The 21,543-nt window shown below is 72.4% G+C and carries 23 protein-coding genes and 1 pseudogene; 17 read left to right on the top strand and 7 right to left on the bottom strand.

All coding sequences use genetic code 11. From position 1 onward, the window contains the following. The first annotated feature begins 136 nt into the window (after positions 1–136). Positions 137–769: a PAS domain-containing protein gene (locus ACIPWY_RS06325; protein ID WP_401532377.1), complete on the top strand. Its 633-nt coding sequence runs from the start codon at positions 137–139 to the stop codon at positions 767–769. Positions 770–779: 10 nt separating this feature from the next. Here the strand turns inward: ACIPWY_RS06325 and ACIPWY_RS06320 are convergent, their stop codons facing one another. Together ACIPWY_RS06320 and ACIPWY_RS06315 are read right to left on the bottom strand one after the other, a co-directional pair. After that, a complete protein-coding gene (locus ACIPWY_RS06320; RefSeq protein WP_362900382.1) occupies positions 780–1,322 on the bottom strand; it encodes an SRPBCC family protein in 543 nt (180 codons plus the stop codon). Between the two features lie 5 nt (positions 1,323–1,327). Next, a complete protein-coding gene (locus tag ACIPWY_RS06315) occupies positions 1,328–1,666 on the bottom strand; it encodes an ArsR/SmtB family transcription factor (RefSeq protein WP_401532376.1) in 339 nt (112 codons plus the stop codon). Between the two features lie 176 nt (positions 1,667–1,842). Here ACIPWY_RS06315 and ACIPWY_RS06310 point away from each other — a divergent pair, with 176 nt between their 5' ends. Together ACIPWY_RS06310 and ACIPWY_RS06305 are read left to right on the top strand one after the other, a co-directional pair. After that, positions 1,843–3,024, top strand: coding sequence for a dihydrofolate reductase family protein (locus ACIPWY_RS06310; protein ID WP_393698781.1), 1,182 nt, complete (start codon positions 1,843–1,845; stop codon positions 3,022–3,024). A 77-nt stretch (positions 3,025–3,101) separates the two neighbouring features. Then, positions 3,102–3,539 carry an SPW repeat protein gene (locus tag ACIPWY_RS06305; RefSeq protein WP_362900386.1) on the top strand — a complete coding sequence of 146 codons (438 nt, stop codon included), beginning with the start codon at positions 3,102–3,104 and terminating at the stop codon, positions 3,537–3,539. On the opposite strand, the gene ACIPWY_RS06300 is transcribed toward ACIPWY_RS06305, so the two are convergent. Then, positions 3,478–4,524 carry a DMT family transporter gene (locus ACIPWY_RS06300; protein WP_393698779.1) on the bottom strand — a complete coding sequence of 349 codons (1,047 nt, stop codon included), beginning with the start codon at positions 4,522–4,524 and terminating at the stop codon, positions 3,478–3,480. The two genes, ACIPWY_RS06305 and ACIPWY_RS06300, sit on opposite strands and share 62 nt — an antisense overlap. 171 nt (positions 4,525–4,695) lie before the next feature. On the opposite strand from ACIPWY_RS06300, the gene ACIPWY_RS06295 reads away from it, so the two are divergent. The 3 genes from ACIPWY_RS06295 (at position 4,696) to ACIPWY_RS06285 (ending at position 8,482) form a co-directional block, all read left to right on the top strand. After that, entirely contained in the window at positions 4,696–5,166 is a 471-nt protein-coding gene (locus ACIPWY_RS06295) for a protein phosphatase (protein WP_362900390.1), read from the top strand. Between the two features lie 198 nt (positions 5,167–5,364). Beyond that, entirely contained in the window at positions 5,365–7,284 is a 1,920-nt protein-coding gene (gene otr(A), locus ACIPWY_RS06290) for a tetracycline resistance ribosomal protection protein Otr(A) (RefSeq protein ID WP_401532375.1), read from the top strand. 124 nt (positions 7,285–7,408) lie between these two features. Then, positions 7,409–8,482, top strand: coding sequence for a PHP domain-containing protein (locus ACIPWY_RS06285; protein ID WP_362900793.1), 1,074 nt, complete (start codon positions 7,409–7,411; stop codon positions 8,480–8,482). 19 nt (positions 8,483–8,501) lie between these two features. Here the strand turns inward: ACIPWY_RS06285 and ACIPWY_RS06280 are convergent, their stop codons facing one another. Continuing rightward, the gene (locus ACIPWY_RS06280) at positions 8,502–9,311 is read right to left on the bottom strand and encodes a putative protein N(5)-glutamine methyltransferase (protein ID WP_393698777.1); all 810 of its coding nucleotides are present in this window, start codon (positions 9,309–9,311) and stop codon (positions 8,502–8,504) included. A gap of 422 nt (positions 9,312–9,733) precedes the next feature. Between ACIPWY_RS06280 and ACIPWY_RS06275 the strand changes: the two are divergent. The 7 genes and pseudogenes from ACIPWY_RS06275 to ACIPWY_RS06245 form a co-directional block, all read left to right on the top strand. Further along, positions 9,734–10,528, top strand: a pseudogene (locus ACIPWY_RS06275) (slipin family protein); the annotation flags it as partial. Between the two features lie 59 nt (positions 10,529–10,587). Further along, entirely contained in the window at positions 10,588–11,013 is a 426-nt protein-coding gene (locus ACIPWY_RS06270) for a nuclear transport factor 2 family protein (protein WP_362900398.1), read from the top strand. 124 nt (positions 11,014–11,137) lie between these two features. Beyond that, positions 11,138–11,860 carry a FadR/GntR family transcriptional regulator gene (locus tag ACIPWY_RS06265; protein WP_393698775.1) on the top strand — a complete coding sequence of 241 codons (723 nt, stop codon included), beginning with the start codon at positions 11,138–11,140 and terminating at the stop codon, positions 11,858–11,860. Between the two features lie 394 nt (positions 11,861–12,254). Then, entirely contained in the window at positions 12,255–13,214 is a 960-nt protein-coding gene (locus ACIPWY_RS06260; protein WP_401532374.1) for a dihydrodipicolinate synthase family protein, read from the top strand. Next, the gene (locus ACIPWY_RS06255; protein ID WP_401532373.1) at positions 13,211–14,140 is read left to right on the top strand and encodes an ROK family protein; all 930 of its coding nucleotides are present in this window, start codon (positions 13,211–13,213) and stop codon (positions 14,138–14,140) included. The genes ACIPWY_RS06260 and ACIPWY_RS06255 overlap by 4 nt, the downstream gene beginning before the upstream one ends. 23 nt (positions 14,141–14,163) lie before the next feature. Then, the gene (locus tag ACIPWY_RS06250; RefSeq protein WP_401532372.1) at positions 14,164–14,874 is read left to right on the top strand and encodes an N-acetylmannosamine-6-phosphate 2-epimerase; all 711 of its coding nucleotides are present in this window, start codon (positions 14,164–14,166) and stop codon (positions 14,872–14,874) included. 91 nt (positions 14,875–14,965) lie between these two features. Next, positions 14,966–16,450 carry a sialate:H+ symport family MFS transporter gene (locus tag ACIPWY_RS06245; protein WP_362900408.1) on the top strand — a complete coding sequence of 495 codons (1,485 nt, stop codon included), beginning with the start codon at positions 14,966–14,968 and terminating at the stop codon, positions 16,448–16,450. Here ACIPWY_RS06245 and sigJ read toward each other — a convergent pair. After that, positions 16,412–17,392 carry an RNA polymerase sigma factor SigJ gene (gene sigJ, locus ACIPWY_RS06240; RefSeq protein ID WP_401532371.1) on the bottom strand — a complete coding sequence of 327 codons (981 nt, stop codon included), beginning with the start codon at positions 17,390–17,392 and terminating at the stop codon, positions 16,412–16,414. The genes ACIPWY_RS06245 and sigJ overlap by 39 nt on opposite strands. 146 nt (positions 17,393–17,538) lie before the next feature. On the opposite strand from sigJ, the gene ACIPWY_RS06235 reads away from it, so the two are divergent. Both ACIPWY_RS06235 and ACIPWY_RS06230 read left to right on the top strand, forming a co-directional pair. Further along, on the top strand, positions 17,539–18,006 hold the full coding sequence (locus tag ACIPWY_RS06235; protein ID WP_362900412.1) for a nuclear transport factor 2 family protein: 468 nt from the start codon (positions 17,539–17,541) through the stop codon (positions 18,004–18,006). After that, the gene (locus ACIPWY_RS06230) at positions 18,003–18,635 is read left to right on the top strand and encodes an LUD domain-containing protein (RefSeq protein WP_393698767.1); all 633 of its coding nucleotides are present in this window, start codon (positions 18,003–18,005) and stop codon (positions 18,633–18,635) included. The genes ACIPWY_RS06235 and ACIPWY_RS06230 overlap by 4 nt, the downstream gene beginning before the upstream one ends. A gap of 69 nt (positions 18,636–18,704) precedes the next feature. On the opposite strand, the gene ACIPWY_RS06225 is transcribed toward ACIPWY_RS06230, so the two are convergent. Beyond that, positions 18,705–19,106 carry a hypothetical protein gene (locus ACIPWY_RS06225; protein ID WP_362900416.1) on the bottom strand — a complete coding sequence of 134 codons (402 nt, stop codon included), beginning with the start codon at positions 19,104–19,106 and terminating at the stop codon, positions 18,705–18,707. Positions 19,107–19,213: 107 nt separating this feature from the next. Then, a complete protein-coding gene (locus ACIPWY_RS06220; RefSeq protein WP_383891679.1) occupies positions 19,214–19,660 on the bottom strand; it encodes a MarR family winged helix-turn-helix transcriptional regulator in 447 nt (148 codons plus the stop codon). Between the two features lie 182 nt (positions 19,661–19,842). On the opposite strand from ACIPWY_RS06220, the gene ACIPWY_RS06215 reads away from it, so the two are divergent. Continuing rightward, positions 19,843–21,012: a serine hydrolase domain-containing protein gene (locus ACIPWY_RS06215; protein ID WP_393698764.1), complete on the top strand. Its 1,170-nt coding sequence runs from the start codon at positions 19,843–19,845 to the stop codon at positions 21,010–21,012. Between the two features lie 149 nt (positions 21,013–21,161). Next, positions 21,162–21,533 (top strand): hypothetical protein, encoded by a 372-nt coding sequence (locus tag ACIPWY_RS06210; RefSeq protein ID WP_393698762.1) that lies wholly within the window; start codon positions 21,162–21,164, stop codon positions 21,531–21,533. Positions 21,534–21,543: the final 10 nt, after the last annotated feature.

The following is a 21,543-nucleotide window of genomic DNA, read 5'->3' as shown; positions in this document are numbered from 1 at the left end:
ATGATTGTGTAGTGACCTGCGGCGCGCCGCGCTTGCGCTCGTCGGCCGGACGTGACAAGGGACCGCAGGTGAAAAGGGTCCGAAGGTGTAAAGAGTCCGGCCGCGACATGAAACGCCACGTGGGAAGGGGTACGCGATGGACGGGGTGCTGTGGCGCAATCGCGCGATGCTGCTCTTCGACCGGATCCCGATGCCCGTCGCGGTGTGCGGACCACGCGGGACGATCATGCTGGCGAACGCGGCCATGGCCGGCGAGTGCGACACCACCCCCGGCCGCCTGAAGGGCCGGGACATCCTGCACCTGTTCCGCCCGCGGGACGAGTCGCAGCTCCACCGGATCGCCGAGGCGCTGCGACTGCGGCGGCGCTCCCGCTATCAGGTCTCGGTCGCCTGGGAGACGCCGGACGGCGCACTGCGGGAGGGCGAGCTGACCGTGGATCCGGTCAGCGACACCGTCGAACGGACGCCGGATCTGCTCGTCATGCTGCGGGTCGTCGGCGAACGCCCGGCCGCTCCCGACCGGCCGCGGGCAACCGCCGGCGCGGCCGAGTCACGCATCCTGGAGCTCCTGGCCGCCGGTGCCACCACGGCGCAGGCGGCCCGCGACACGGGCCTGACCACGGACGGCGTCAACTACCACCTGCGGCGCCTGTCCCAGCGGTGGGGCGCGACGAACCGTACGGCACTGGTCGCGCGCGCCTACGCGTCGGGCGTGCTGCTGCCCGGGGTGTGGCCGCCGCGCGCCGCCGCGCCGGGCGACTCCGCGTAAGGGACAAGGCCTACGCCTCGTCCATGCCCGGGACCGGCGCCCCCGACGGCAGTCCGGCCGCGACGTAAGCGTCGTAGTGGACCTTCCACGGGACGAGCGTTCCCGCATGCGGGCCGTCGAAGCTCTCGCCGCGGTCGGCCGCGTCCAGGGCGGCGAGGCAGATCTCCCAGCCCGCGGCGTTGCGGGCCGCGGTGTCGGCGGCCTCCAGGACGTTGGTCAGGGTGAAGCGGGTGCGCGCCACGTCGAGCGCCTCCAGGTCGAAGTGGAGTTCGTCGCCGCCCCAGCTGAAGGAGAGGTGGCGCGGGACGTCCACGGTGAGGACGCGGCCGGTCGACTCGGGCATGTTCGGGTCGCCGTGGAAACGGATCACGCCGCCGGGGCGCAGTTCGATCTCGACCTGGGACGGGAACCAGTGTGCGAGCTCGGCGGGGTCGGTGACGTAACGCCAGACACGCTCGATCGCGTGGTCGTACGTGCGGGTGAAGCGGACGGCGGGGCGGCCGTCGTCGAGCGGGGCGTAGCTGCCGGTGGGTGCGGGGTGCGGGGTGGTCATGGCCTTCAGTCCTTCGCTGGTTCGTCGTCCTCGGGGGCGTGGGCGTCGAGGCGGCGCCCGAGTGCGTCGAGGCGGTCGTTCCACAGGCGCCGGTAGGGCTCGAGCCAGGCGTCGAGCTCGGCGACGGGTCCGGGCCGCAGGCGGTAGACGCGGCGCTGGGCTTCCTGTTCGACGTCGACCAGGCCCGCCTCGCGCAGTACCCGCAGGTGCTTGGAGGTGCTGGGCTGGCTCAGGCCGCACGCCTCGACGATCTCACCGACGGGCCGCGGACGCTCGAGCAGCAGCGCGACGATGACGCGGCGGTGCGGGTCGGCGAGTGCGGTCCAGACGGCGGATGCGGGCATGACGTCAATATGCCGCATTGGTTATATGCCGGTCAAGGAATGTAAGGTGCCACTGCGGCCGATGCGGCTGCGCTGACGACCGCCTCGGCCGCGGCAGGTCCCGGATAGTGTTCGAAGGTTGAAGCAGCACAGCTCTCGCCCCGCCGCCCTCCTCGCTTCCCGGACCCGGAGCCGCCATGTCCCAGCCGTCCCGCCCGTCCCGCCCCTACGTCCTCCTCTCGGCGGCCGTCTCGCTCGACGGCTGCCTCGACGACGCGGGGCCCGAGCGCCTGCTCCTGTCCAACGCCGAGGACTTCGACCGGGTCGACGCGGTGCGCGCCTCGTGCGACGCGATCCTCGTGGGAGCGGGCACTCTGCGGGCCGACCGGCCGCGGCTCCTGGTCAAGTCCGAGCAACGGCGCGCCGACCGGGTGGCCGCGGGACTGCCCGCGTATCCGCTGAAGGTGGCGGTGACCGCGTCGGGTGACCTGGACGCCGGGGACCCGTTCTGGACGACGGGCGGCGACAAGGTCGTCTACACGACCGACGCCGGGGCGGTACTCGCGCGGGAGCGGCTCGGCCCGCTCGCCGAGGTGGCCGCCCTCGGGAGCACCGTCGACTGGGCGAGTCTGCTCGACGACCTGGCCGCCGCGCACGGTGTGCGGCGCCTGATGGTGGAAGGGGGCACCCGGGTCCACACCCAGCTGCTCCAGCGCGGCCTGGCCGACGAGGTGCAGCTGGCGGTGGCACCGCTCGTCGTGGGTGAACCGGACGCGCCCCGCCTCTTCGGACCCGGCGCGTACCCCGGCGGCAGTCGGCACCGGATGCGGCTCCTGGAGACCCGGCCGGTCGGCGACGTGGTGCTGATGCGGTACGCGCCCTGCGCGCCCGGCACCGACGACTCCCCCACGGCGGCCGACCGGCACTGGCTCGCCCTCGCCTGCGCCCTCGCCTCGGACTGCCCGCCTTCCGAAACGGCGTTCAGCGTCGGCGCGGTGATCGTCGCGAGTGACGGCACGGAGCTGGCACGCGGATATTCGCGCGAGGGCGGGGACCCGGTCGTGCACGCCGAGGAGGCCGCGCTCGCCAAGATCGACCCGGCGGACCCGCGGCTGCGGACCGCCACCGTCTACAGCAGCCTCGAACCCTGCGCCCGCCGCGCGTCACGGCCCGAGCCCTGCGCCCGGCTCATCCTCGACGCGGGCGCGCGGCGCGTGGTGACGGCCTGGCGCGAGCCCGACACCTTCGTGGCGGGCGCCGACGGCATCGGAATCCTGGAGGACGCGGGCGTGACCGTCGCGGAGATCCCGGACCTCGCCGAGGCGGCGATTCTCCCCAATCAGCACCTCTTTCCCGCCACAAGTACACATAAGGAATGAATAAGCGCAGAATGAGGGTGCGTGGCAGTCCGCCGCGCGACGCGGTCAGACTTCGAGAACCTAAGGAGTCGATTCTCATGGCCGACCTTCACCACAGGCCTGACCTCTCCAGTCACCCTGACATCTCGGAAATGCGGGACCGGTACGCGCGCGTACTCGGTGGCCGCGATGTGGCGCTCATGGACGCACCGGTCTTCCTGATCGGTCTCTACTGCGCCATCTCCCCCTTGGTGGTCCACTACAGCGCCAGCCAGCCCCTGCTCGCGACCCATAACCTGATCATGGGCATCGCGATCGCAGTCCTGGCCATCGGGTTCGCCGTCACTCCGACCCGGATGTACGGCCTCAGCTGGGCCATGTGCGCCATGGGCGCCTGGATGATCATCGCGCCGTGGATCGTGGGCTCCAGCCCCGACCTGGGCGTCATCCTCAACAACGTGATCATCGGTGGTCTCATCTTCGTGCTCGGGCTCCTGTGCGCGAGCCTGTCGATGAAGGCCAACCGGGCAACGTAGTAGGCAACGCGGCCCCGGAAGAGTCGGTCCGTCCAACGGAATCGGGAGTCACTGACGGCCCGGGAGCACTCACATCGCTCCCGGGCCGTCGCCGCTCCAGCGTGACGAGAGCGATGCCCGCGCACGCGGCGGCCAGCAGCGCGGCCTCGGTGAGCCCCGGAGCACCCGCCGTGCCCAGGGCCCAGTCGCCGATGCGCACCGTGAACGGCACGGCGAGCTGGACGGCGGCGGTGAAAACGGGCCCCTTGAGCAGGATCAGCCGGTGCTGCACCAGATAGGCGGGGGCGTACACGGCACCACCGAGGAGCGCGATGCCCGCCCACTGCGCCGCCGTCGGCGGATGCGCCCGGAGCCCCGGCAGGGTGAGGGGCAGCAGCATCACGGTGGCGGCGGCGAGCAGCACCGGAAGTACGGCCAGCGGCGGCAGACCGGCGAGCGTGCGCCGGTAGAGGAACCCGTACACCGCGAACCCGAACATCCCGGCGAGCGCCAGGAGCAGGCCCGGTGCGTCGAGGGTGCCCTGGCCGCCGAGCGCCGCGTACGCGCCGGCCGCCGCCGTCGCGATGAGGGCGCCGGTCACGGAGCGTCGGCTCGCACGCTCGCCGAACCAGAGCGCGCCGATGGCCACGCCCGCGCACGGCATGAGAGCGACGACGAGATTCGTGAGGGAGGTGCCGACGCGCGGGATGGCCAGGAGGGTGCCCGCGGCGTATCCGGCGAATCCGAGCAGGGCCAACAGGCATACCAGCCACGGCCGTTGGACCACCTCACGCAGCTGCCTGCGCCCCGAGGAGCGGGCGGCGGCGAAGGCGGTGAGGACGACGCAGCACACGGCGGTGCGCCCCGTCGCGACCGTCAAGGGCCCGGCGGCCTCGACGAGGGCACCCGACAGGAGCCAGGTCCCCGCGAGCAGCAGGACAAGTACCGTCGCGAGCAGCGGCACGAGCGCGCGCCCGGCCACCTCGAGGCGCGGCTTCTCGGTCACGCGTACGGCCTCCGTGGATGAGTCGTGGAGTCGCGGTCATGGTCAGCTGAGTCGTGGTCACGCGTCCGTCGAGTCTGGCACCGCCCGGCGATCAAGTCGCGGGATTTCGGGAGACGATGGCTCGTCCTGGACATGATGGGGGACCGACGCTGTTCACCGACGGGAGCGCAGATGAACGAGTTCGACTCCGGGCCGCCGTCCGGGACAAGCGCCGCGAGCCCGTGGGAGGCAGGCGCCGCCGGCGTACTGCTGCTGCCCTCCGGACGGACGGTCCGCGGGCGCGGTCTGCGCCGCCCGCTCCCGCCGGGTCCCTCTCCCTCGTACGCGGTGCATCTTCTCGGCCGGCGGCCGCCCGACGTCCCGTGGGAGTCGCGGTGGCTGCGCTGGCCCGACTTCCGACTGCCGAGCAGCCGCGAGGAGGCCCGTGAGGTGTTCTCGGACGCGTGGGAGCGGGCCGCCGGGGAGCGGGTCGAGTTCGCGTGCGCCGGTGGCCGCGGGCGGACCGGGACGGCGCTCGCCTGCCTGGCCGTCCTGGACGGCGTACCTGCCGACCGCGCCGTGGAGTTCGTCCGCCGGAACTACGCCGCGCACGCCGTGGAAACACCCTGGCAGAAGCGGTACGTGAGGCACTTCGCCGACTGACCCGTCCGAGGGAACCGGCGGGGCGCCGGGCCGCGTCAGGCCGCGCCGCGCCACGGAAAATGAGTTGCGCGGGTCTGCCGGTCGCGCCGCATCATGGTCGGGCCACGCCCCCGACAGCCCTGGAGCACGGAATGCGTCATTCCTTCGAAGCAGTTCAGCGCCCTGACCGGACGAACTCTTTCGAGGACTCGACCTTCCATGCTTTCCCAGCCCACGCGGCACACCCTGAACATCGGCATTCTCGCCCACGTCGACGCCGGTAAGACCAGCCTCACCGAGCGTCTCCTCTTCGACACCGGCGCGATCACCCGTCTCGGCAGCGTCGACGCGGGCGACACCCGTACCGACACCGGCGACATCGAGCGGCAGCGCGGCATCACGATCCGCTCGGCCGTCGCCGCGTTCACCATCGGCGACATCCAGATCAATCTCATCGACACCCCCGGGCACTCGGACTTCATCGCCGAGGTCGAGCGCGCTCTCGCGGTCCTCGACGGCGCCGTGCTGCTGCTGTCCGCCGTGGAGGGCGTCCAGGCCCAGACCCGTGTCCTCCTCAAGACCCTGCGCCGGCTGCGGCTGCCCACCCTCGTCTTCGTCAACAAGATCGACCGGGCGGGCGCGCGGGACGAGGCGCTGCTCGACGACGTCCGCCGCCGCCTGACCCCGCACGTCGTGCCGCTCACGGAGGTCCACGACGCCGGCACCCCGTCGGCCCGGACGGTCCCGCGGCGTCTCACCGACCCGGTCGCACGGGCCGCTGTCGCGGAAGCGCTCGCCGAGGTCGACGACTCGGTGCTCGCAGGTCTGGTCGACGGTCCCGAGCCGACCGCCGCCGACCTGCGCCGCGTCCTGGCGGCACGCACGGCGGACGGCTCCGTGCACCCCGTCCTGTTCGGCTCGGCCCTCGGCGGCCAGGGCGTCGCCCAACTCATCGAGGAAGTCCCCCGGTTGATCCCCCACCCGTCGGCCGTACCGTCTCCCGGAGCCGTACCGCGCGGCACGGTCTTCGCGGTACGCCGAGGCCCGGCAGGCGAGCGGGTGGCCTATCTCCGCCTGAACGAGGGTGAATTGAAGGAGCGTCAACGTGTGACGTTCCTGCGGGACGCGTCCGACGGCTCTGTCACCGAGATTCCCGGACGCGTCACCGGTCTCGACGTGGTGGGGCGAACGGCCGGCACCCTCACTGCCGGAAACATCGCTGAGCTGCGGGGCGTGCCCGACGTCCGGGTCGGCGACCGGCTCGGCCCGCGCGACGGCCGCGGCCATGCGCCGGGCTTCGCGCCGCCCACGCTGGAGACCCTCGTGCGGGCCGTTCGCCCCGGCCGCTCGGCGGCGCTGCGGAGCGCGCTCCTCGACATCGCGGGGCAGGATCCGCTCATCCACGCGGAGCCCGCGCCCGACGGGAGCACGGCCCTGCTGCTCTACGGCGAGGTGCAGAAGGAGGTCCTGGCCGCGACCCTCGTCCAGGACTACGGCATCGAGGCCGTCTTCGAGCCGAGCCGCATCCGCTGCGTCGAGCGCCCCGCAGGCACCGTCGAGGTGTACGAGGACATCACGCACCACCGCGAGACGGGATTCTGCGCGACGGTCGGGCTGCGCGTGGAGCCGGGTCCGCGTGGTTCCGGGCGGGTCTTCTCGTACGAGACGGAGCTGGGCGCGCTGCCCCGCGCGTTCCACCAGGCCGTCGAGGACACGGTGCACGCGACACTCGGCGAGGGGCCACTCGGGTGGCCCGTCACGGACTGCCGGGTGACACTCGTGCGCTCCGGGTTCTTGTCGCCGGTCAGTGTCGCCGGGGACTTCCGGGGCCTGACGCGGCTCGTCCTGCGGCGCGCGCTGGAGCGGTCGGGGACGACGGTGCACGAACCGGTGCACGCGTTCGAGGCGGAGATCCCGCTGGACACGCTCGCCGCGGTGACCGCCCGCCTGTCCGCCGCGGAGGCCGAGTTCGGCGACACGACGGGCGGCACCACTTCCTGGGTCGTCACGGGCTCGCTCCCGGCCCGCGAAGTACGTGGGGCCGAGCTCGCTCTGCCGGGCCTGACGCGCGGGGAGGGCGTGTGGTGGTCCCGGGTGTCCGGCGACCGACCCGTCCGGACGCCGGAGCATGCGGCGTAGGCAATGGGCCCCCGGCCGTCCTCGGACTCCCGCGTGTCGCGGCGCACACGGGGGTGCGCCACGCTGGAGGAACTGGAGGAAGCGGTACGCGACGCGGGAGCGGGAGGTGGCGAAGGCCATGGCGATGGAACCCGTCGAGGCGCTGGAGCGGGTCGCCTTTCTCCTGGAGCGCACACTGGCCCCGCCGTATCGCGCCGGAGCCTTCCGCACCGCCGCCCAGGTGCTCGGCGCGCTGCCCGACGGGGAGGTGGCCGAGCGCGCCGCGGCCGGGACGCTCGAATCACTCAAGGGAGTCGGGCCCAAGACGGCGCAGGTGGTCCGGGAGGCGCTGGCGGGCGAGGTGCCGGCCTATCTGGCGCGCCTGGAGAGCGAGGGCGCCGCGGCGCCGCTCGCCGAGGGCGGTGAGCGGCTGCGCGCGCTCTTGCGTGGCGACTGCCATCTGCACTCCGACTGGTCGGACGGCGGCAGCACCATCGAGGAGATGGGCCGCGCGGCGATCGCCCTCGGTCACGAGTGGGCCGTCCTGACCGACCACTCGCCGCGCCTGACCGTGGCGCACGGCCTGTCGCCGGAGCGGCTACGTGAACAGCTGGCCGTAGTGGCGGAGTTGAACGAGCGCTGGGCGCCCTTCCGGCTGCTCACCGGCATCGAGTGCGACATCCTCGCCGACGGATCCCTCGACCAGGAACCCGAACTCCTCGGCCGGCTCGACGTCGTCGTGGTGTCGGTGCACTCCAAGCTGCGCATGGACGCGCCGGCGATGACGCGCCGGATGGTCGCCGCGGTGACGAACCCTCACGCCGATGTGCTCGGGCACTGCACGGGGCGGCTCGTGACGGGACGCAACGGCGTGGGACGGGGCCGCCCGGAGTCGCAGTTCGACGCGGAAGCCGTGTTCGCGGCGTGCGCGGAGTCGGGCACCGCGGTCGAGATCAACAGTCGCCCCGAGCGCCTCGATCCGCCTCGCAGGCTGCTGCGCGAGGCCGTGGCCGCGGGCACGCTGTTCTCCGTCGACACGGACGCGCACGCGCCGGGCCAGCTCGACTGGCAGCCCCTCGGCTGCGCCCGTGCCGAGGAGTGCGAGGTACCGGCCGACCGCGTGGTGAACACCTGGCCTGCGGACGAACTCCTCACCTGGACACGAACGCGCCGGGTCCCGAGCCGGGCGGGCCAGGGGGACACGGGGTGTACCCCCTAGCTCCCACCGCGCCGGCGCGCTACCCCTCCCCCACCGCACCCCGCTTCGTCCCGATGACCACGGTGGCGTACAGGTCGTCGTCCGTCACCACCCGAGCCGCCAGACCGCTGCGGGTGACCGCCGCGACGGCCTCGGCGGCCTGCTGTTCGCTGGTCTCGACGAAGAGGTGCCCGCCCGGGGCCAGCCACTGAGGGGCGCCTGCCGCGACGCGGCGCATGATGTCGAGCCCGTCGGCGCCCCCGTCGAGCGCCATGCGCCGCTCGTGGTCGCGGGCCTCGGGCGGGAGCAGGGCGACATCGCCCGTGGGGACGTACGGGCCGTTGGCGGCCAGGATGTCGACGCGGCCCCTGAGCGCGGCGGGCAGGGGCCCGTACAGGTCGCCCTCGTGGACCTCGCCGCCGAACGGCGACACGTTCCGCAGGGCGCAGCGCACCGCTGCCGGGTCCAGATCGGCTGCGTGGAGTTCGGCGGGTTCGGCGCGGGTGGCGAGTGCCACGGCCACGGCCCCGCTGCCGCAGCACAGATCGAGGACGACGGCCCCGGCGGGCGCGAGGGCGGCCGCCTGGCGGGCGAGGAACTCGGTGCGGCGCCGCGGGACGAAGACACCGGGTTCCAGTGTGATGCGCAGACCGCAGAACTCCGCCCATCCGACGACGTGTTCGAGGGGGAGGCCCTCCACGCGGCGCTCGACCATCGCGGCGAGTTCGTCCGGCGTACGGGCCGTCGACAGGAGGATGTCCGCCTCTTCCTCGGCGAAGACGCAGCCTGCGGCGCGCAGGCCGGCGACGATGTCGGGGTGATGTGGCGAGAGTGACGGTTGAACCGACATGTATGAAGCGTGACCTTTCGGGATGCCGATGGGGCTCCCGATGACCTGCGGCCACCTACGTCCGGTGGACAGCGGGGGCGTGTGAAGGGAGCACCCGACCTGACACAGCGGTAATGGGGCTCACCTCCTCGGCCGAAGCGCTGCTGGGAGCGGTAACACTACCCCAGCCGTCGCCGTGGCCCGGCCGGGAGTTGGGTCCGTGGCGGCGGGCCGGCCGCCCGCCGCGAGTACGGGTCTGCCGGCCCTCGGAGGGCCGGATGCGGTCACTCCCCGTGACCGACCCGCACTCCTCGCCCCATTGAACATTTCGGGCATATCGTGGATTAGGCACACCAGCCTGCTTAGGCACATCGCGCCGGCTCAGACACCCCGAGCCGGCCGCCGCACATCGAGCTGGACGACTCAAAAGTCAGGGGGTCGCCATGCTGGCGGAACTGCTCACGGCCGCGGTCGCAGCCGCTTCGTTCGGCGCCGTCTATGCCGCCGCGGCGGCCCGCGTGGTCAAGCAGTACGAGCGAGGCGTGGTCTTCCGCCTGGGCCGGCTGCACGGCGCGGTCCGCGGGCCGGGGTTCACCACCGTCGTCCCCGGCATCGACCGGCTGCACAAGGTCAACATGCAGATAGTGACCATGCCGGTGCCCGCCCAGGACGGCATCACCCGCGACAACGTCACCGTCCGGGTCGACGCCGTCATCTACTTCAAGGTCGTCGACGCGGCCAACGCGATCGTGCAGGTCGAGGACTACCGGTTCGCCGTCTCACAGATGGCCCAGACGTCGTTGCGGTCGATCATCGGCAAGAGCGACCTGGACGACCTGCTCTCCAACCGCGAGAAGCTCAATCAAGGCCTCGAGCTGATGATCGACAGCCCGGCCATCGGCTGGGGCGTGCAGATCGACCGGGTCGAGATCAAGGACGTGTCACTGCCCGAAACGATGAAGAGGTCCATGGCGCGACAGGCCGAGGCCGACCGTGAGCGGCGTGCCCGCGTCATCAACGCCGACGCCGAACTCCAGGCCTCCAAGAAACTCGCCGAGGCCGCAGCCCAGATGTCCGAACAGCCCGCGGCGCTCCAACTGAGGCTCCTGCAGACCGTGGTGGCCGTCGCCGCCGAGAAGAACTCGACCCTCGTGCTCCCCTTCCCGGTGGAGCTCCTGCGCTTCCTTGAACGGGCCCAGCAGCCCGGTCCCCCACCGCCCGCCGTCGAGGAGGGCGACCACGAGAAGCCGGCGAGCCCCGAGGAATGACGGCGCCACGGGGGCGCGTTCGCACCGGCATGGACACAGCTGACGCGGCACTGCGGTTCGTCGAGACCTGGGAGCGGGGGTGGGCGCGGCACGACGTCCCGGCGCTCCTCGCGCTCTACGCGCAGGACTGCGTGCACCGCTCGATGCCGTTCAGGGCGCCGCACCGGGGCCGGGTGGAGCTGGCCGACTATCTGCGCTGGTCGTTCGAGGGCGAGCGCCCGCTCGACGTGCAGTTCGGACCGCCGGTGGTCGGCCCTGAGGGACTGACCGTGGCGGAGTTCCGGGTGGTGGCAGAGGAGGGCGGCGAGACCTCGACGCTGGCGGGCTGCGTGTTCGTACGGTTCCGCGCCGACGGGCTCGCCGTCGAGACGCGCGACTACTGGCATCAGACCGGCGGTCGACGGGAGCCCGAGGGTGCCCTGTTCCTCGGGGGCGAGGGCGGCCCGACACCTTGAACGAGGGGCGCACAGCCCATGCCCATGCTCGTCCGACCCGGGACATCTGATGTCCGACGCCTTGGTAGCGTGGAAGCGGCCCGGGCGGCGGGTCCAGGCGCGTTCAGAGGTGGGGAGACCGCTCATGCCCGGTATCAGGCCGGTCCGGCCACTGCTGCGGCAGGAAGTCACCGACGGCATCAAGCGGTACATCCTCGAGAACCGGCTGCACCCCGGCGATCCGCTGCCCACGGAGACGGAGCTGTGCGAGGCGCTCGGCGCGAGCCGGTCCAGCGTCCGCGAGGCCGTCAAGATCCTGCACGCGCTCGACATCGTCGAGGTCAGGCACGGCCACGGCACGTATGTGGGGCACCTGAGTCTGTCCGCGCTGGTGGAGAGCCTGACGTTCCGCGGGCTGCTGAGCCCCGACGACGACGTGCAGGTCCTCGCCGACCTCGTGGACGTGCGCGAGCTGTTCGAGCGCGGCATGGCCGAGCGGATCGTCGCGTCGCTCAGCGGCGAGCAACTCGACGCGCTGGAACGGCTGGTGACCCGGATGAGCAACGCCGGCGTGGGCGGTGACGACAAGGGTCTCATCGAGGCCGACCGCGCGTTCCACGCCCTGCTCGTCGCGCCGCTCGGCAACGATCTGATGGGCCAGCTCTCGATGGCCTTCTGGGACGTGTACGCCATCGTGGCCCCGCAGATCGCCGGGTTCGCGCACACCGAGCAGGCGGAGACCGCCGCCGCCCACCACAGCATCGTGACAGCGGCCCGCGCGGGCGACACGGTGGCGTTCGCCCAGGCCGTCGGCGAGCACTACGCGCCGGTCCGACGGCGCATCTCCGAGGCCCGCACGCGCTCTTGACGGCCCGCTCGGGATCGGGGCGCCGGCCCTCGCCCACGGCCACCAACGCCCGGTCGGCCGGGGCGAGTTGACCCTCCAGGACCTCGCCACCCGGGGAGACGGATTCCCGCAGCACCGGATGCCGGCCCTGACCACGTCCACAAAGGGGCACGCTCATCGCGGCCCACGACGTCCGGCCCACCATGGCCGTTCTGCCCGGCCATCTCGCCCTGGGGGGCAGTGACGCCGGGTGCACCCGCGCCGTTACTCCGTTCACCGGTGTCCGTCGCGTGAATGTGACCTCTACCCCTTGACCGCCCCCGCAGGGTGCGACTTAAGGTGACGCCCAGGACGTAGGACGTCTTATGTCTGACGCCCTACCCCCTCTGAACCGAAGAGAACCCGGAGCGCCGCCATGTCCCTGACCACACCCCTGCGCGGGGTCGTCCCGCCCGTCTGCACCCCCCTCGACGAGACGGGCCAGGTGGACACCGCATCCCTCGCCCGTCTCGTCGAGCACCTCGTCACGGGCGGCGTGCACGGACTGTTCGCGCTCGGCTCGACCAGCGAGGTCGCGTTTCTGACCGACGAGCAGCGTGCCGTCGCCCTGCGGACCGTCGTGGAAACGGCGGCGGGCAGGGTCCCCGTGCTCGCCGGCGTCATCGACACCACGACCGCGCGTGTCATCGCCCACGCGCGCGTGGCTGCCGAACTCGGCGCCGACGCCCTGGTCGCCACCGCGCCCTTCTACACGCGCACCCACCCCAAGGAGATCGCGGGCCACTTCCGCGCCCTGCGCGCGCACGTGGACCTGCCGCTGTTCGCCTACGACATCCCTGTCGCCGTCCACAGCAAGCTCCCCGCGTCGCTGGTGCGGGAACTCGCCGAGGACGGCACGCTCGCCGGCCTCAAGGACAGCAGCGGAGACGAGGGCGGGCTGCGCCGGCTGCTCGTCGAGCTGGGCGGCCGCGACGGCCGCGCGGACGGGCCCGCCCCGCACTTCTCGGTACTCACCGGATCCGAACTCACCGTGGACTGCGCCCTGTTGGCGGGCGCGGACGGCGTCGTGCCCGGCATCGGCAACGTCGATCCCGCCGGATACGTGCGCCTCTACGACGCCGCGCTGGCAGGCGACTGGGCGCTCGCCGCCAAGGAGCAGGAGCGTCTCGTCGCGCTGTTCGGGATGGTCGACGTCGGCCCCGAGGCCGACATGGGGCGCAGCTCCTCCGCCCTCGGGTCGTTCAAGGCGGCGCTGCGGCTCCTCGGGGTCATCGAGTGCGGCGACACGGCGTTCCCGCAGATCCAGCTCGGCGCGGAGTCCGTCGCCGAGGTCGCGCGGCGCCTGCGTGCTGCCGGACTCGCGCCGGTCCGATGACGGTCACGGATCCCGCGATCGGCCTCGACCTCGGCGGCACGAAGATCGCCGCCGTGCTCGTCGCCCCGGACGGCACGGTCCTCGCCCGGCACACCCGGCCCACGCCCGCGGGCGACGGCCCCGACGCCGTGCTCGACGCACTCGCCGACGCGGCCCTCTCGGTCGGCGGCCGCACGGGGCCCGGCGTCCTCGGGGTCGCCGCGGCCGGCGTGATCGACCCGGTGACGGGCACCGTCACCAGCGCCACGGACTCGATCCGCGGCTGGGCGGGCACGGCGCTCGCCGCCGGTCTCGCGGCCCGTACGGGACTCCCGGTGGCGTGCGACAACGACGTACGCGCCACGGCCGCCCCCGAACTGGCCGCCGCCGGTGCGGGCGCGTCCCTCGTCTACGCGGCGATCGGCACCGGTGTCGGCGGAGCGATGGCCGTGGGCGGGCGCATGGTCCACGGAACCGCGGGCATCGCCGGTCATCTCGGCCATGTGCCGAGTCCGGAAGCGGCGGGGCTGCCGTGCAGCTGCGGCGGCACGGGACACCTCGAAGCCGTCGCGTCGGGACCGGGGATCGCCGCGCTGTACGGGCGGCTCACGGGCCGGTCCGTGGACCGCCTGGAGACCGTGGCCGAGCGGGCCGCGTCGGGCGAGGAGCCAGCCGTGCGCGCCATCGTGACCGGCGCGGTCGCCGCCGGCCGCGTCCTGGGCGGTCTCGCCAACACGCTCGGCCCCGACCGGGTCGTCGTCGGCGGCGGGGTGCCGCACATCGGGCCGCTGTACTGGGGCGCGCTGACCGAGGCGTTCACCGCCGAGCTCATGCCTCCGCTGGCTCGGCTCCGGCCCTCCAGGCCCCTTTTCGGGGCCGACGCCGCCGTCATCGGCGCCGCGCGCCTGCCCTCTCAGGTGCCGCTGCACGCGCCGCCACAGTCCTGACCACCCCTGCCTGGAGTATCTCGATGAACGCCCTCGCGTCGAACACCCCCACGTCGCCCTCGTCCGCCGTCCCGGCCCTGCTCGAAGGCAAGTTGATCGTCTCCTGCCAGGCGCCGCCCGGCGATCCCATGCGTGACACCGACACCCTCGTACGGCTGGCCCGGTCCGCCGCGGCCGGCGGGGCGGCCGGGATCCGTGCCAACGAACCCGAGGTCGTCGCCGCGATCTCCGCGGCCGTCGACCTGCCGCTCATCGGGCTGTGGAAGGACGGCGAAGCCGGCGTCTACATCACGCCGACCGTCCGGCACGCCCTGGCCGTCGCCGAGGCGGGCGCCCACATCGTCGCCGCCGACGCGACCGCGCGCCCCCGGCCCGAAGGAGGCACGTTCGCCGACATCGTGGCCGCGGTGCACGGCGCCGGGGCCCTGGTGATGGCCGATGTGGCGACTCTCGCCGAGGGCGTCGCGGCGGCCGCCGACGGCGCGGACTTCGTGTCGACGACGCTGTCCGGCTACGTACCCGGCTCCCCCGGCCAGGTCGGCCCCGACCTCGATCTGGTGGCCGCGCTCTCCACCGCGCTGGAGGTTCCTGTGGTCGCCGAAGGCCGTGTCAGTACTCCCGAAGAGGCCGCGCTCGCGCTCGCCCGGGGCGCGCACAGTGTCGTCGTCGGCACCGCGATCACCGCGCCCACCGCGCTGACCTCGCGTTTCGTGACGGCTCTCCTCTGTATGTAGTTCCCGCTCAACCCCCCACTCAGGCCGTACCGCACCCCCCACACCGCAGACGGGACTCGACGGCGGGTCCTTCCGGCATCCTGGAGTAATCGTGCACACCACAGCCAAGCCACCGCTCCCCTGGTACCGCGAGGTGAGCCGCCCCCAGTGGAAGGCGTTCTTCGCCGCCTGGATCGGTTACGTCCTCGACGGGTTCGACTTCGTCCTGATCACCCTCGTGCTGACCGAGATCAGCTCGGAGTTCGGCCTGAGCACCGTGCAGGCCGCGAGTCTGATCTCCGGCGCGTTCATCACGCGCTGGCTCGGCGGAGCCGTCCTGGGCGCGCTCGGCGACCGCTACGGCCGCAAGCTCTCGATGGTCCTCAGCATCCTGCTGTACTCCCTGGGCACGTTCGCGTGCGGCTTCGCCTGGGACTACACGAGCCTGTTCGTGGCGCGCCTCGCGATCGGGATGGGCATGGCCGGCGAGTACAGCGCCAGCGCCACGTACGTCATGGAGAGCTGGCCCACGCGCGTGCGCAACCGGGCCAGCGGGTTCCTGATCTCGGGCTTCTCGATGGGCTCGGTGCTCGCCGCGCAGGTCTACAACTGGGTCGTGCCCACACTGGGCTGGCGCTGGATGTTCTACGTGGGCCTCGTCCCGATAGTCGTCGCGCTGTGGATGCGGCGGGCGCTGCCGGAGGCGGCGGACTGGAGCGAGTCGGTCGGCAAGCAGCAGGAGAAGGAGCGGCCGAACCCGTTCCGGCCCCTGTTCGCCACTCCTGCCAGGGCGACGGTGAACGTCGTCCTCACCGTGGCCGCCACGGTGTCGCTGTTCTCGATCTTCACGCCCGTCGGCGACGGGCTCGTGCCCGCGCTGTCGGTCGTGGCCGCGGTGGCGCTCATCGCGTTCGCCGTGCAGCTGGGCGGGCGCAAGAGCCGACTGCTCTATGTGTCGATGATCGTGACGATCTTCTTCGCGTTCCTGTACTCGTGGCCGATCCAGGCGCTGCTGCCGACGTACCTCAAGACCGAGCTGGGCTACTCGCCCCAACAGGTCACCGACGCGCTGTACTTCGCGGGCTTCGGCACGATGGCGGGCTGCTGGCTCGCGGGCTTCGCGGGTGACTGGATGGGTACGAAGAAGGCGTACGCGCTGACGCTGCTCGCCTCTTTGGTCTTCGTCTTCCCGGTGTTCGCGGTGCGCGACAACCTCTTCCTGCTCGGCGTCCTGCTCTTCGTGCTCCAGGCGACCAGCTTCGGCATCTCCGGGCTGCTGCCCCGGTACATCGGTGGCCACTTCCCCACCGAGAACCGGGCCGCCGCGCTGGGGTTCACCTACAACGTGGGTGCGCTCGGCGGGGCCGTCGCGCCGGTTCTCGGCGCGCACCTCGCGGCGGGCATGGACCTGGGGCGCGCCCTGGCCGTGCTGACCTTCGCGGGCACGGTGATCGTCGTCCTGCTGGTGGGCTTCGACGTACCGGGCCGCCTGAACCGCCTCACCGACCCGGACGGCACCGTCGACCACCTCGCCGAGGCGGCACCGCAGACCACGTCGTCACGGTCCGACGGGCAGGTCCCCGCGGCGTCCCGCTGACACACGGACCCCGCCACGGTCACCGTCTGTCCAGGGGCGGAGCTTCTCCGGATTTCGCATGGCCCAGATGTGGGTGATCCGGTCTCCGGCGACCCGGAACGCGAACACGGTGACCGTGATGCCGTCCTGCTGGGCGACAAGGCCGGGCCGGCCGTTGACCGTACGCTCCAGCAGTGTCTGGTCGGGTGCGAGGCGGGCGACGTTGAGACAGGCGTCGGCGAGTCGCTCGCGGCCTGTGATCGGCCGCCGCAGGGCGCCGGCCAGGCCCCCGCCGTCGGCGACCACGGTGGCCTCGGGGTCGAGGAGACCCACGAGGGCGCTCACGTCCTTCGCCGCCCAGGCCTCCTTGAAGTCCCGGACGATGCCGGCCTGCGCGCTCGTCGGACCGGCCGGGGCCTGCGACTCGCGGACGCGGCGGCGGGCGGAGGAGGCCAGTTGGCGGCAGGCCGCCGGTGAACGGCCGACGATCTCCGCCACCTCGGCGAACGCGTAACGGAAGACGTCGTGAAGGACGAACGCGACGCGTTCGGCCGGCGTCATGGATTCCAGTACGACGAGGAAGGCCATGTTGACCGACTCGTCGAGGGTGATCCGGTCCGCCGGGTCCGCCGTGACGCCGTCGGTCCACTCCCGGCGTTCGGGAAGCGGCTCGGGGAGCCACTCGCCCACGTAGCGCTCCCTGCGCGCGCGGGCGGAGCCGAGCAGGTTCAGGCAGATGCGGCCGGCGACCGTGGCCAGCCAGGCGCCGGGGGATTCGACGGCGTCCCGTCGCGCCGGGTCCATGGCGTACCAGCGGACATACGTCTCCTGCACGACGTCCTCGGCGTCGCACAGCGAGCCGAGGAGCCGGTACGCCAGATTGATCAGCCGGCGCCGCTCGCTCATGATCGCGCTCAGGCCCGGATCGGGCTGACCGTCACTCGTCTCGGATCGCTTGGCCATGGTGTCGCGCACTCCCCTTGTCTCGGCCGGGTCACTGCCCTCCCTCTCCTGGACGATCCGGCCCTCCGGAATGTGACGTCGCTCCCGTCGCCTCACGTTCCGGAGGGCCGCGTTGTCGTAACAGGCATACGGAACGGAGGAAGCCGATGACCGACTTTCAGGCGATTGCCGACCGCGTCGAGATCGAGGCGCTGCGCGGAGAGTTCACCGACGCGGCGATGATGCGCGACCGCCCCCGCCTCGCGTCACTGTTCACCGAGGACGGCGTGCTGCGGATGCCCAACGTCCCCATCGAGTTGACCGGCCGGGAGGAGATCCTCGCGGGGGGCGAGCGGCTCCAGGCGCAGTGGGACTTCTTCGTGCAGAACACGCATCCGGGCATGATCCGGATCGACGGCGACACGGCGACCGGCCGCGCCTACATGCAGGAGATCGCACGCGTGCGGAACGGACTCCAGGGGCTCAATTACGCCATTTACCACGACCGTTACCGCCGCACCGACGACGGCTGGAAGTTCACCGAGCGGGTCTACGAGATCAGGTACCTCGACACCACTCCGCTGACGGGCTCGGCGCCGGCCGAGGCCCCCCACGCGGCCCAGGAGGCACGATGACCCTCTCCACTTCGACCACGTCCTTCACGGACCCGGCGCCCGCGCACGGCTTGGACCGGGCGGCCACCGCACTGGCGGCGCGCAACTTCACCGTCGAGATCCTCGACGACGCCGCCGCCGCGCGTGCCCGCGTCAAGGAGCTGATTCCGCAGAATGCCAGTGTGTTCACCGCGGCCAGCGAGACACTGCGGCTGTCCGGCATCGACGGCGACATCAACACCGGCGGCCGCTATCGGGCGGCCGTCAAGCCCCGTGTGCTGGCCATGGACCGGGCCACCGAGGCGGACGACATCCGACGCCTCATCGCCGTCCCCGACGTCGTCGTGGGCAGCGTCGCCGCGCTCACCGAGACCGGCTCCCTCGTGATCGCCTCGGCCTCCGGGAGCCAACTGCCCGCGTACGCCGGGGGCGCCGGTCGTGCGATCTGGATCGTCGGGGCGCAGAAGGTGGTGCCCGACCTGGACGCCGCACTGCGCCGCCTCGAGGAACACACCCTCCCCCTGGAATCGGCCCGGGCCCAGGAGGCGTACGGACAGCCGAGCGCCGTCAACCAACTCCTGGTCCTCCACGCGCAACCCCTCACCGGCCAGGGAATCGTCCTGCTGCTGCGCGAGGCGATCGGGTTCTGAACCGGACGTGCGCCCTGAGCCTTCCCCAGCAGGCGCCGGGGCGGGCTCAGGGCGCGGGTCGCGTGGGCGTCAGGCCACGACGTCGATGTACGTCGAGGGGCCGTAGCTCGATCCGCTGACCGGGGTGACGTACATGCGGACGGTCCTGCCCTCCTTGAGGTCTCCGCCCTTCCACGGGCTGCAGTAGCCGGCTGTGTGGCCGCGGGTGTCTATGTACCGGTCCATTTTGCCGTCGTAGTCATAGTCGAGGGCGGTCTCGATGCCCCAGCCGTCGGACTTGGTGTCACAGGCGCGGATCGCGTCACCGGGGATCGAGCCGTCCGGGTCGGCGTTCCAGGTGGCGTTGCCGGCGCCGCTGGGCGCGTAGATGGTGACCGTGCCGGCCCAGGCCTCGCCCTGCAGGCCGGCAACCAGACCGATCGCGCAGGCACCTGTGGCGAGTGCTCTGATCACGGTGTTTCGGGTCTTCATGATGTCCCCTCCCCTTGCCGGCGGGCCTGTGCCCGCCGGCGCTCGGGGAGGAGAATGTCATACGTAGATCAACTACGGGAGCCCGAGGGCCCCGATCCGCGTACTGCTCACTTCTCGACCAGCCGCTCCATGAGGGCGGTGGCCTCGGCCAGCGTGCGCAGTTCGGCCTCGTCGAGCTCGCCTGCCAGGGCCTGGACGAGCCAGCCGTGCTTGGCGGCGCGGACCGAGGCGAGGGTACTGCGGCCGCTCTCCGTGATGTCGACGACGGACTGGCGGCCGTCGTCCGGGTCGGGCGTGCGCGCCACGAAGTCCCGTTCCTCCAGGGCCGCGAGGGTGAGCCGCATCGACTGGGGCCGCACGTACTCGGCGCGTGCGAGCGCGGCCGTGGTGGCGGGGCCTTCTCCGTCGAGGCGGGCCAGTACGGTCCGCTGCGTGGGGGTGAGGAGACTGTCGGGCGACGCGGTGCGCAGTCGCCTGAGCAGCCGTCCGACGACGGCCGACAGATCGGCGGCCACCTGTTCTGCGAGCGGCTCGTCCGCGGGTTCTCGCTGCATGGCCTCACCGTAGAAGGTCGACAGGCAGCCTTGCAATTTCGCACCGCTCCGCCCGACGGGCCGGCACAGGAAAACCATCGGCTGTCACCCCTCTTCCCGCTGGTCCGACCAGTCGGTATGTTCACCTCTGCGGGCCCGTCCCGGCTCGCCCCGCCTCACCGCTTCGGCCCACGGAGACCCCAATGACCCAGCACGCGCCCGGCATCCAAGGACACTGTGACGCGCGCTTCGACGCCGTCCGCGCGGCCTTCGAGGAGAACTTCGAGGAGCGCGGGGAACTGGGCGCGGCCGTCACCGTCCTGATCGACGGCGCACCCGTCGTCGACCTGTGGGGCGGCTGGGCCGACGCGGCGCGCACGCGCGCGTGGGAGCGCGACACCGTCGTCAACGTGTGGTCGACGACGAAGGGGCCGACCGCTCTGTGCGCCCACATCCTCATCGACCGCGGCCTGCTCGACCCGGACGCGCCGGTCGCCTCGTACTGGCCGGAGTTCGCCGCGGCCGGCAAGGAAGGCGTACTCGTACGGCATCTGCTGTCGCACCGGGCCGGACTCGCCGGGCTGCGCGAGCCGCACTCCCTGGAGCAGCTCCTCGACTGGGAGCTCACCACGTCCCGGCTCGCGGCGCAGGAGCCCTGGTGGGAGCCCGGCTCGGTCTCCGGCTACCACGCACTGACGTACGGGTTCCTGGTCGGCGAGGTCGTCCGGCGCGTCAGCGGTCTGCTGCCGGGCGCCTTCCTGGAGCGCGAGGTGACGGGCCCGCTCGGCATCGACTTCACGATCGGGCTGCCGGAGAAGGAGGCGGGCCGCGCGGCGGAACTGGTGCACCCGCGCGCGCAGGCCACCAGCGAACAAGCAGCGGTCTTCGCCCAGTTGGCACCGGCCGCTCTGGCCGCGCTGACCAACCCGATCGCGGGGGCGGCCGAGGCGAACACGGCGGCGTGGCGCGCCGCCGAGATCCCGGCCGCCAACGGCCACGGCACGGCGCGCGCCGTGGCCGCGCTGTACGGAATCGTCGCGGGCAGGGGCCGGTCCGGGGATCAGCAGATCCTCTCCCCGGAGGGCGCCGAGCGGATCCGCGAGGGGCAGGGCAGCTGCCGCGACCTGGTCCTCGGCGCCGGGTTCACGCACGAGACGGAGCTGGGCCTCGGCCTGTGGCTGAGCGGGCCGAACGGCTCGTACGGGCCGAACCCGCGCGCGGTCGGACACGACGGCTTCGGCGGCTCGTTCGGATCGGCCGACCCCGAGTCGGGTGTCGCGATGGGCTATGTGATGAACCGGATGGGCCCTCACATCGCTGACGACCCACGCAAGATGGCCCTGATCAGGGCGCTGTACGAGGCGCTCGGCTGAGATCCGACCGTCCGAAACCGGCCACCACACGCCGTCCGGCGCGCCCTTACCGCCGCGCAACCTTACGGTAACCACATGGGCAGTTCGCCAGGCTAATCTGCTGACTGCCCAAGGGGATTACGAGGCGACGCGACCAGGAGGCCGGCCGGATGGCACGGGGCACGAGGACTGCGAGGGCCTGCCTGATGGCCCTCGCCGTCGGCCTGCTCTCCCTCCAACTCCTGGTCCAAGGCGCCCCGTCCGCCTCCGCGCACGAGCCCGTGACGCGCACCGGCGCCCCGGTCGCCGCCTGCGACGACACCGAGCTGCCGCGGATCTCGGCCCATCACTACCTGCCCCGCGACCGGCACCGCGCCGAGGGATACGGGCCCGACGGCACCGTGCGCGGGGCCGCGTGTCCCTGGCAGGTCCTGGCCGGGGACCCCGGCATCGCGTCGATGGCGGCGGGCGGGTCCCCGCACCGCCAGCCGAGACGGGCGGCCGACTGTCTCCCCGTCATACTCCAGGTCTTCCGCTGCTGAGAGCGCCCGG

Source organism: Streptomyces sp. NPDC090032, from assembly GCF_044748025.1.
Taxonomy (GTDB): Bacteria; Actinomycetota; Actinomycetes; order Streptomycetales; family Streptomycetaceae; genus Streptomyces.
This window is presented reverse-complemented; position numbering and strand designations above follow the sequence as displayed.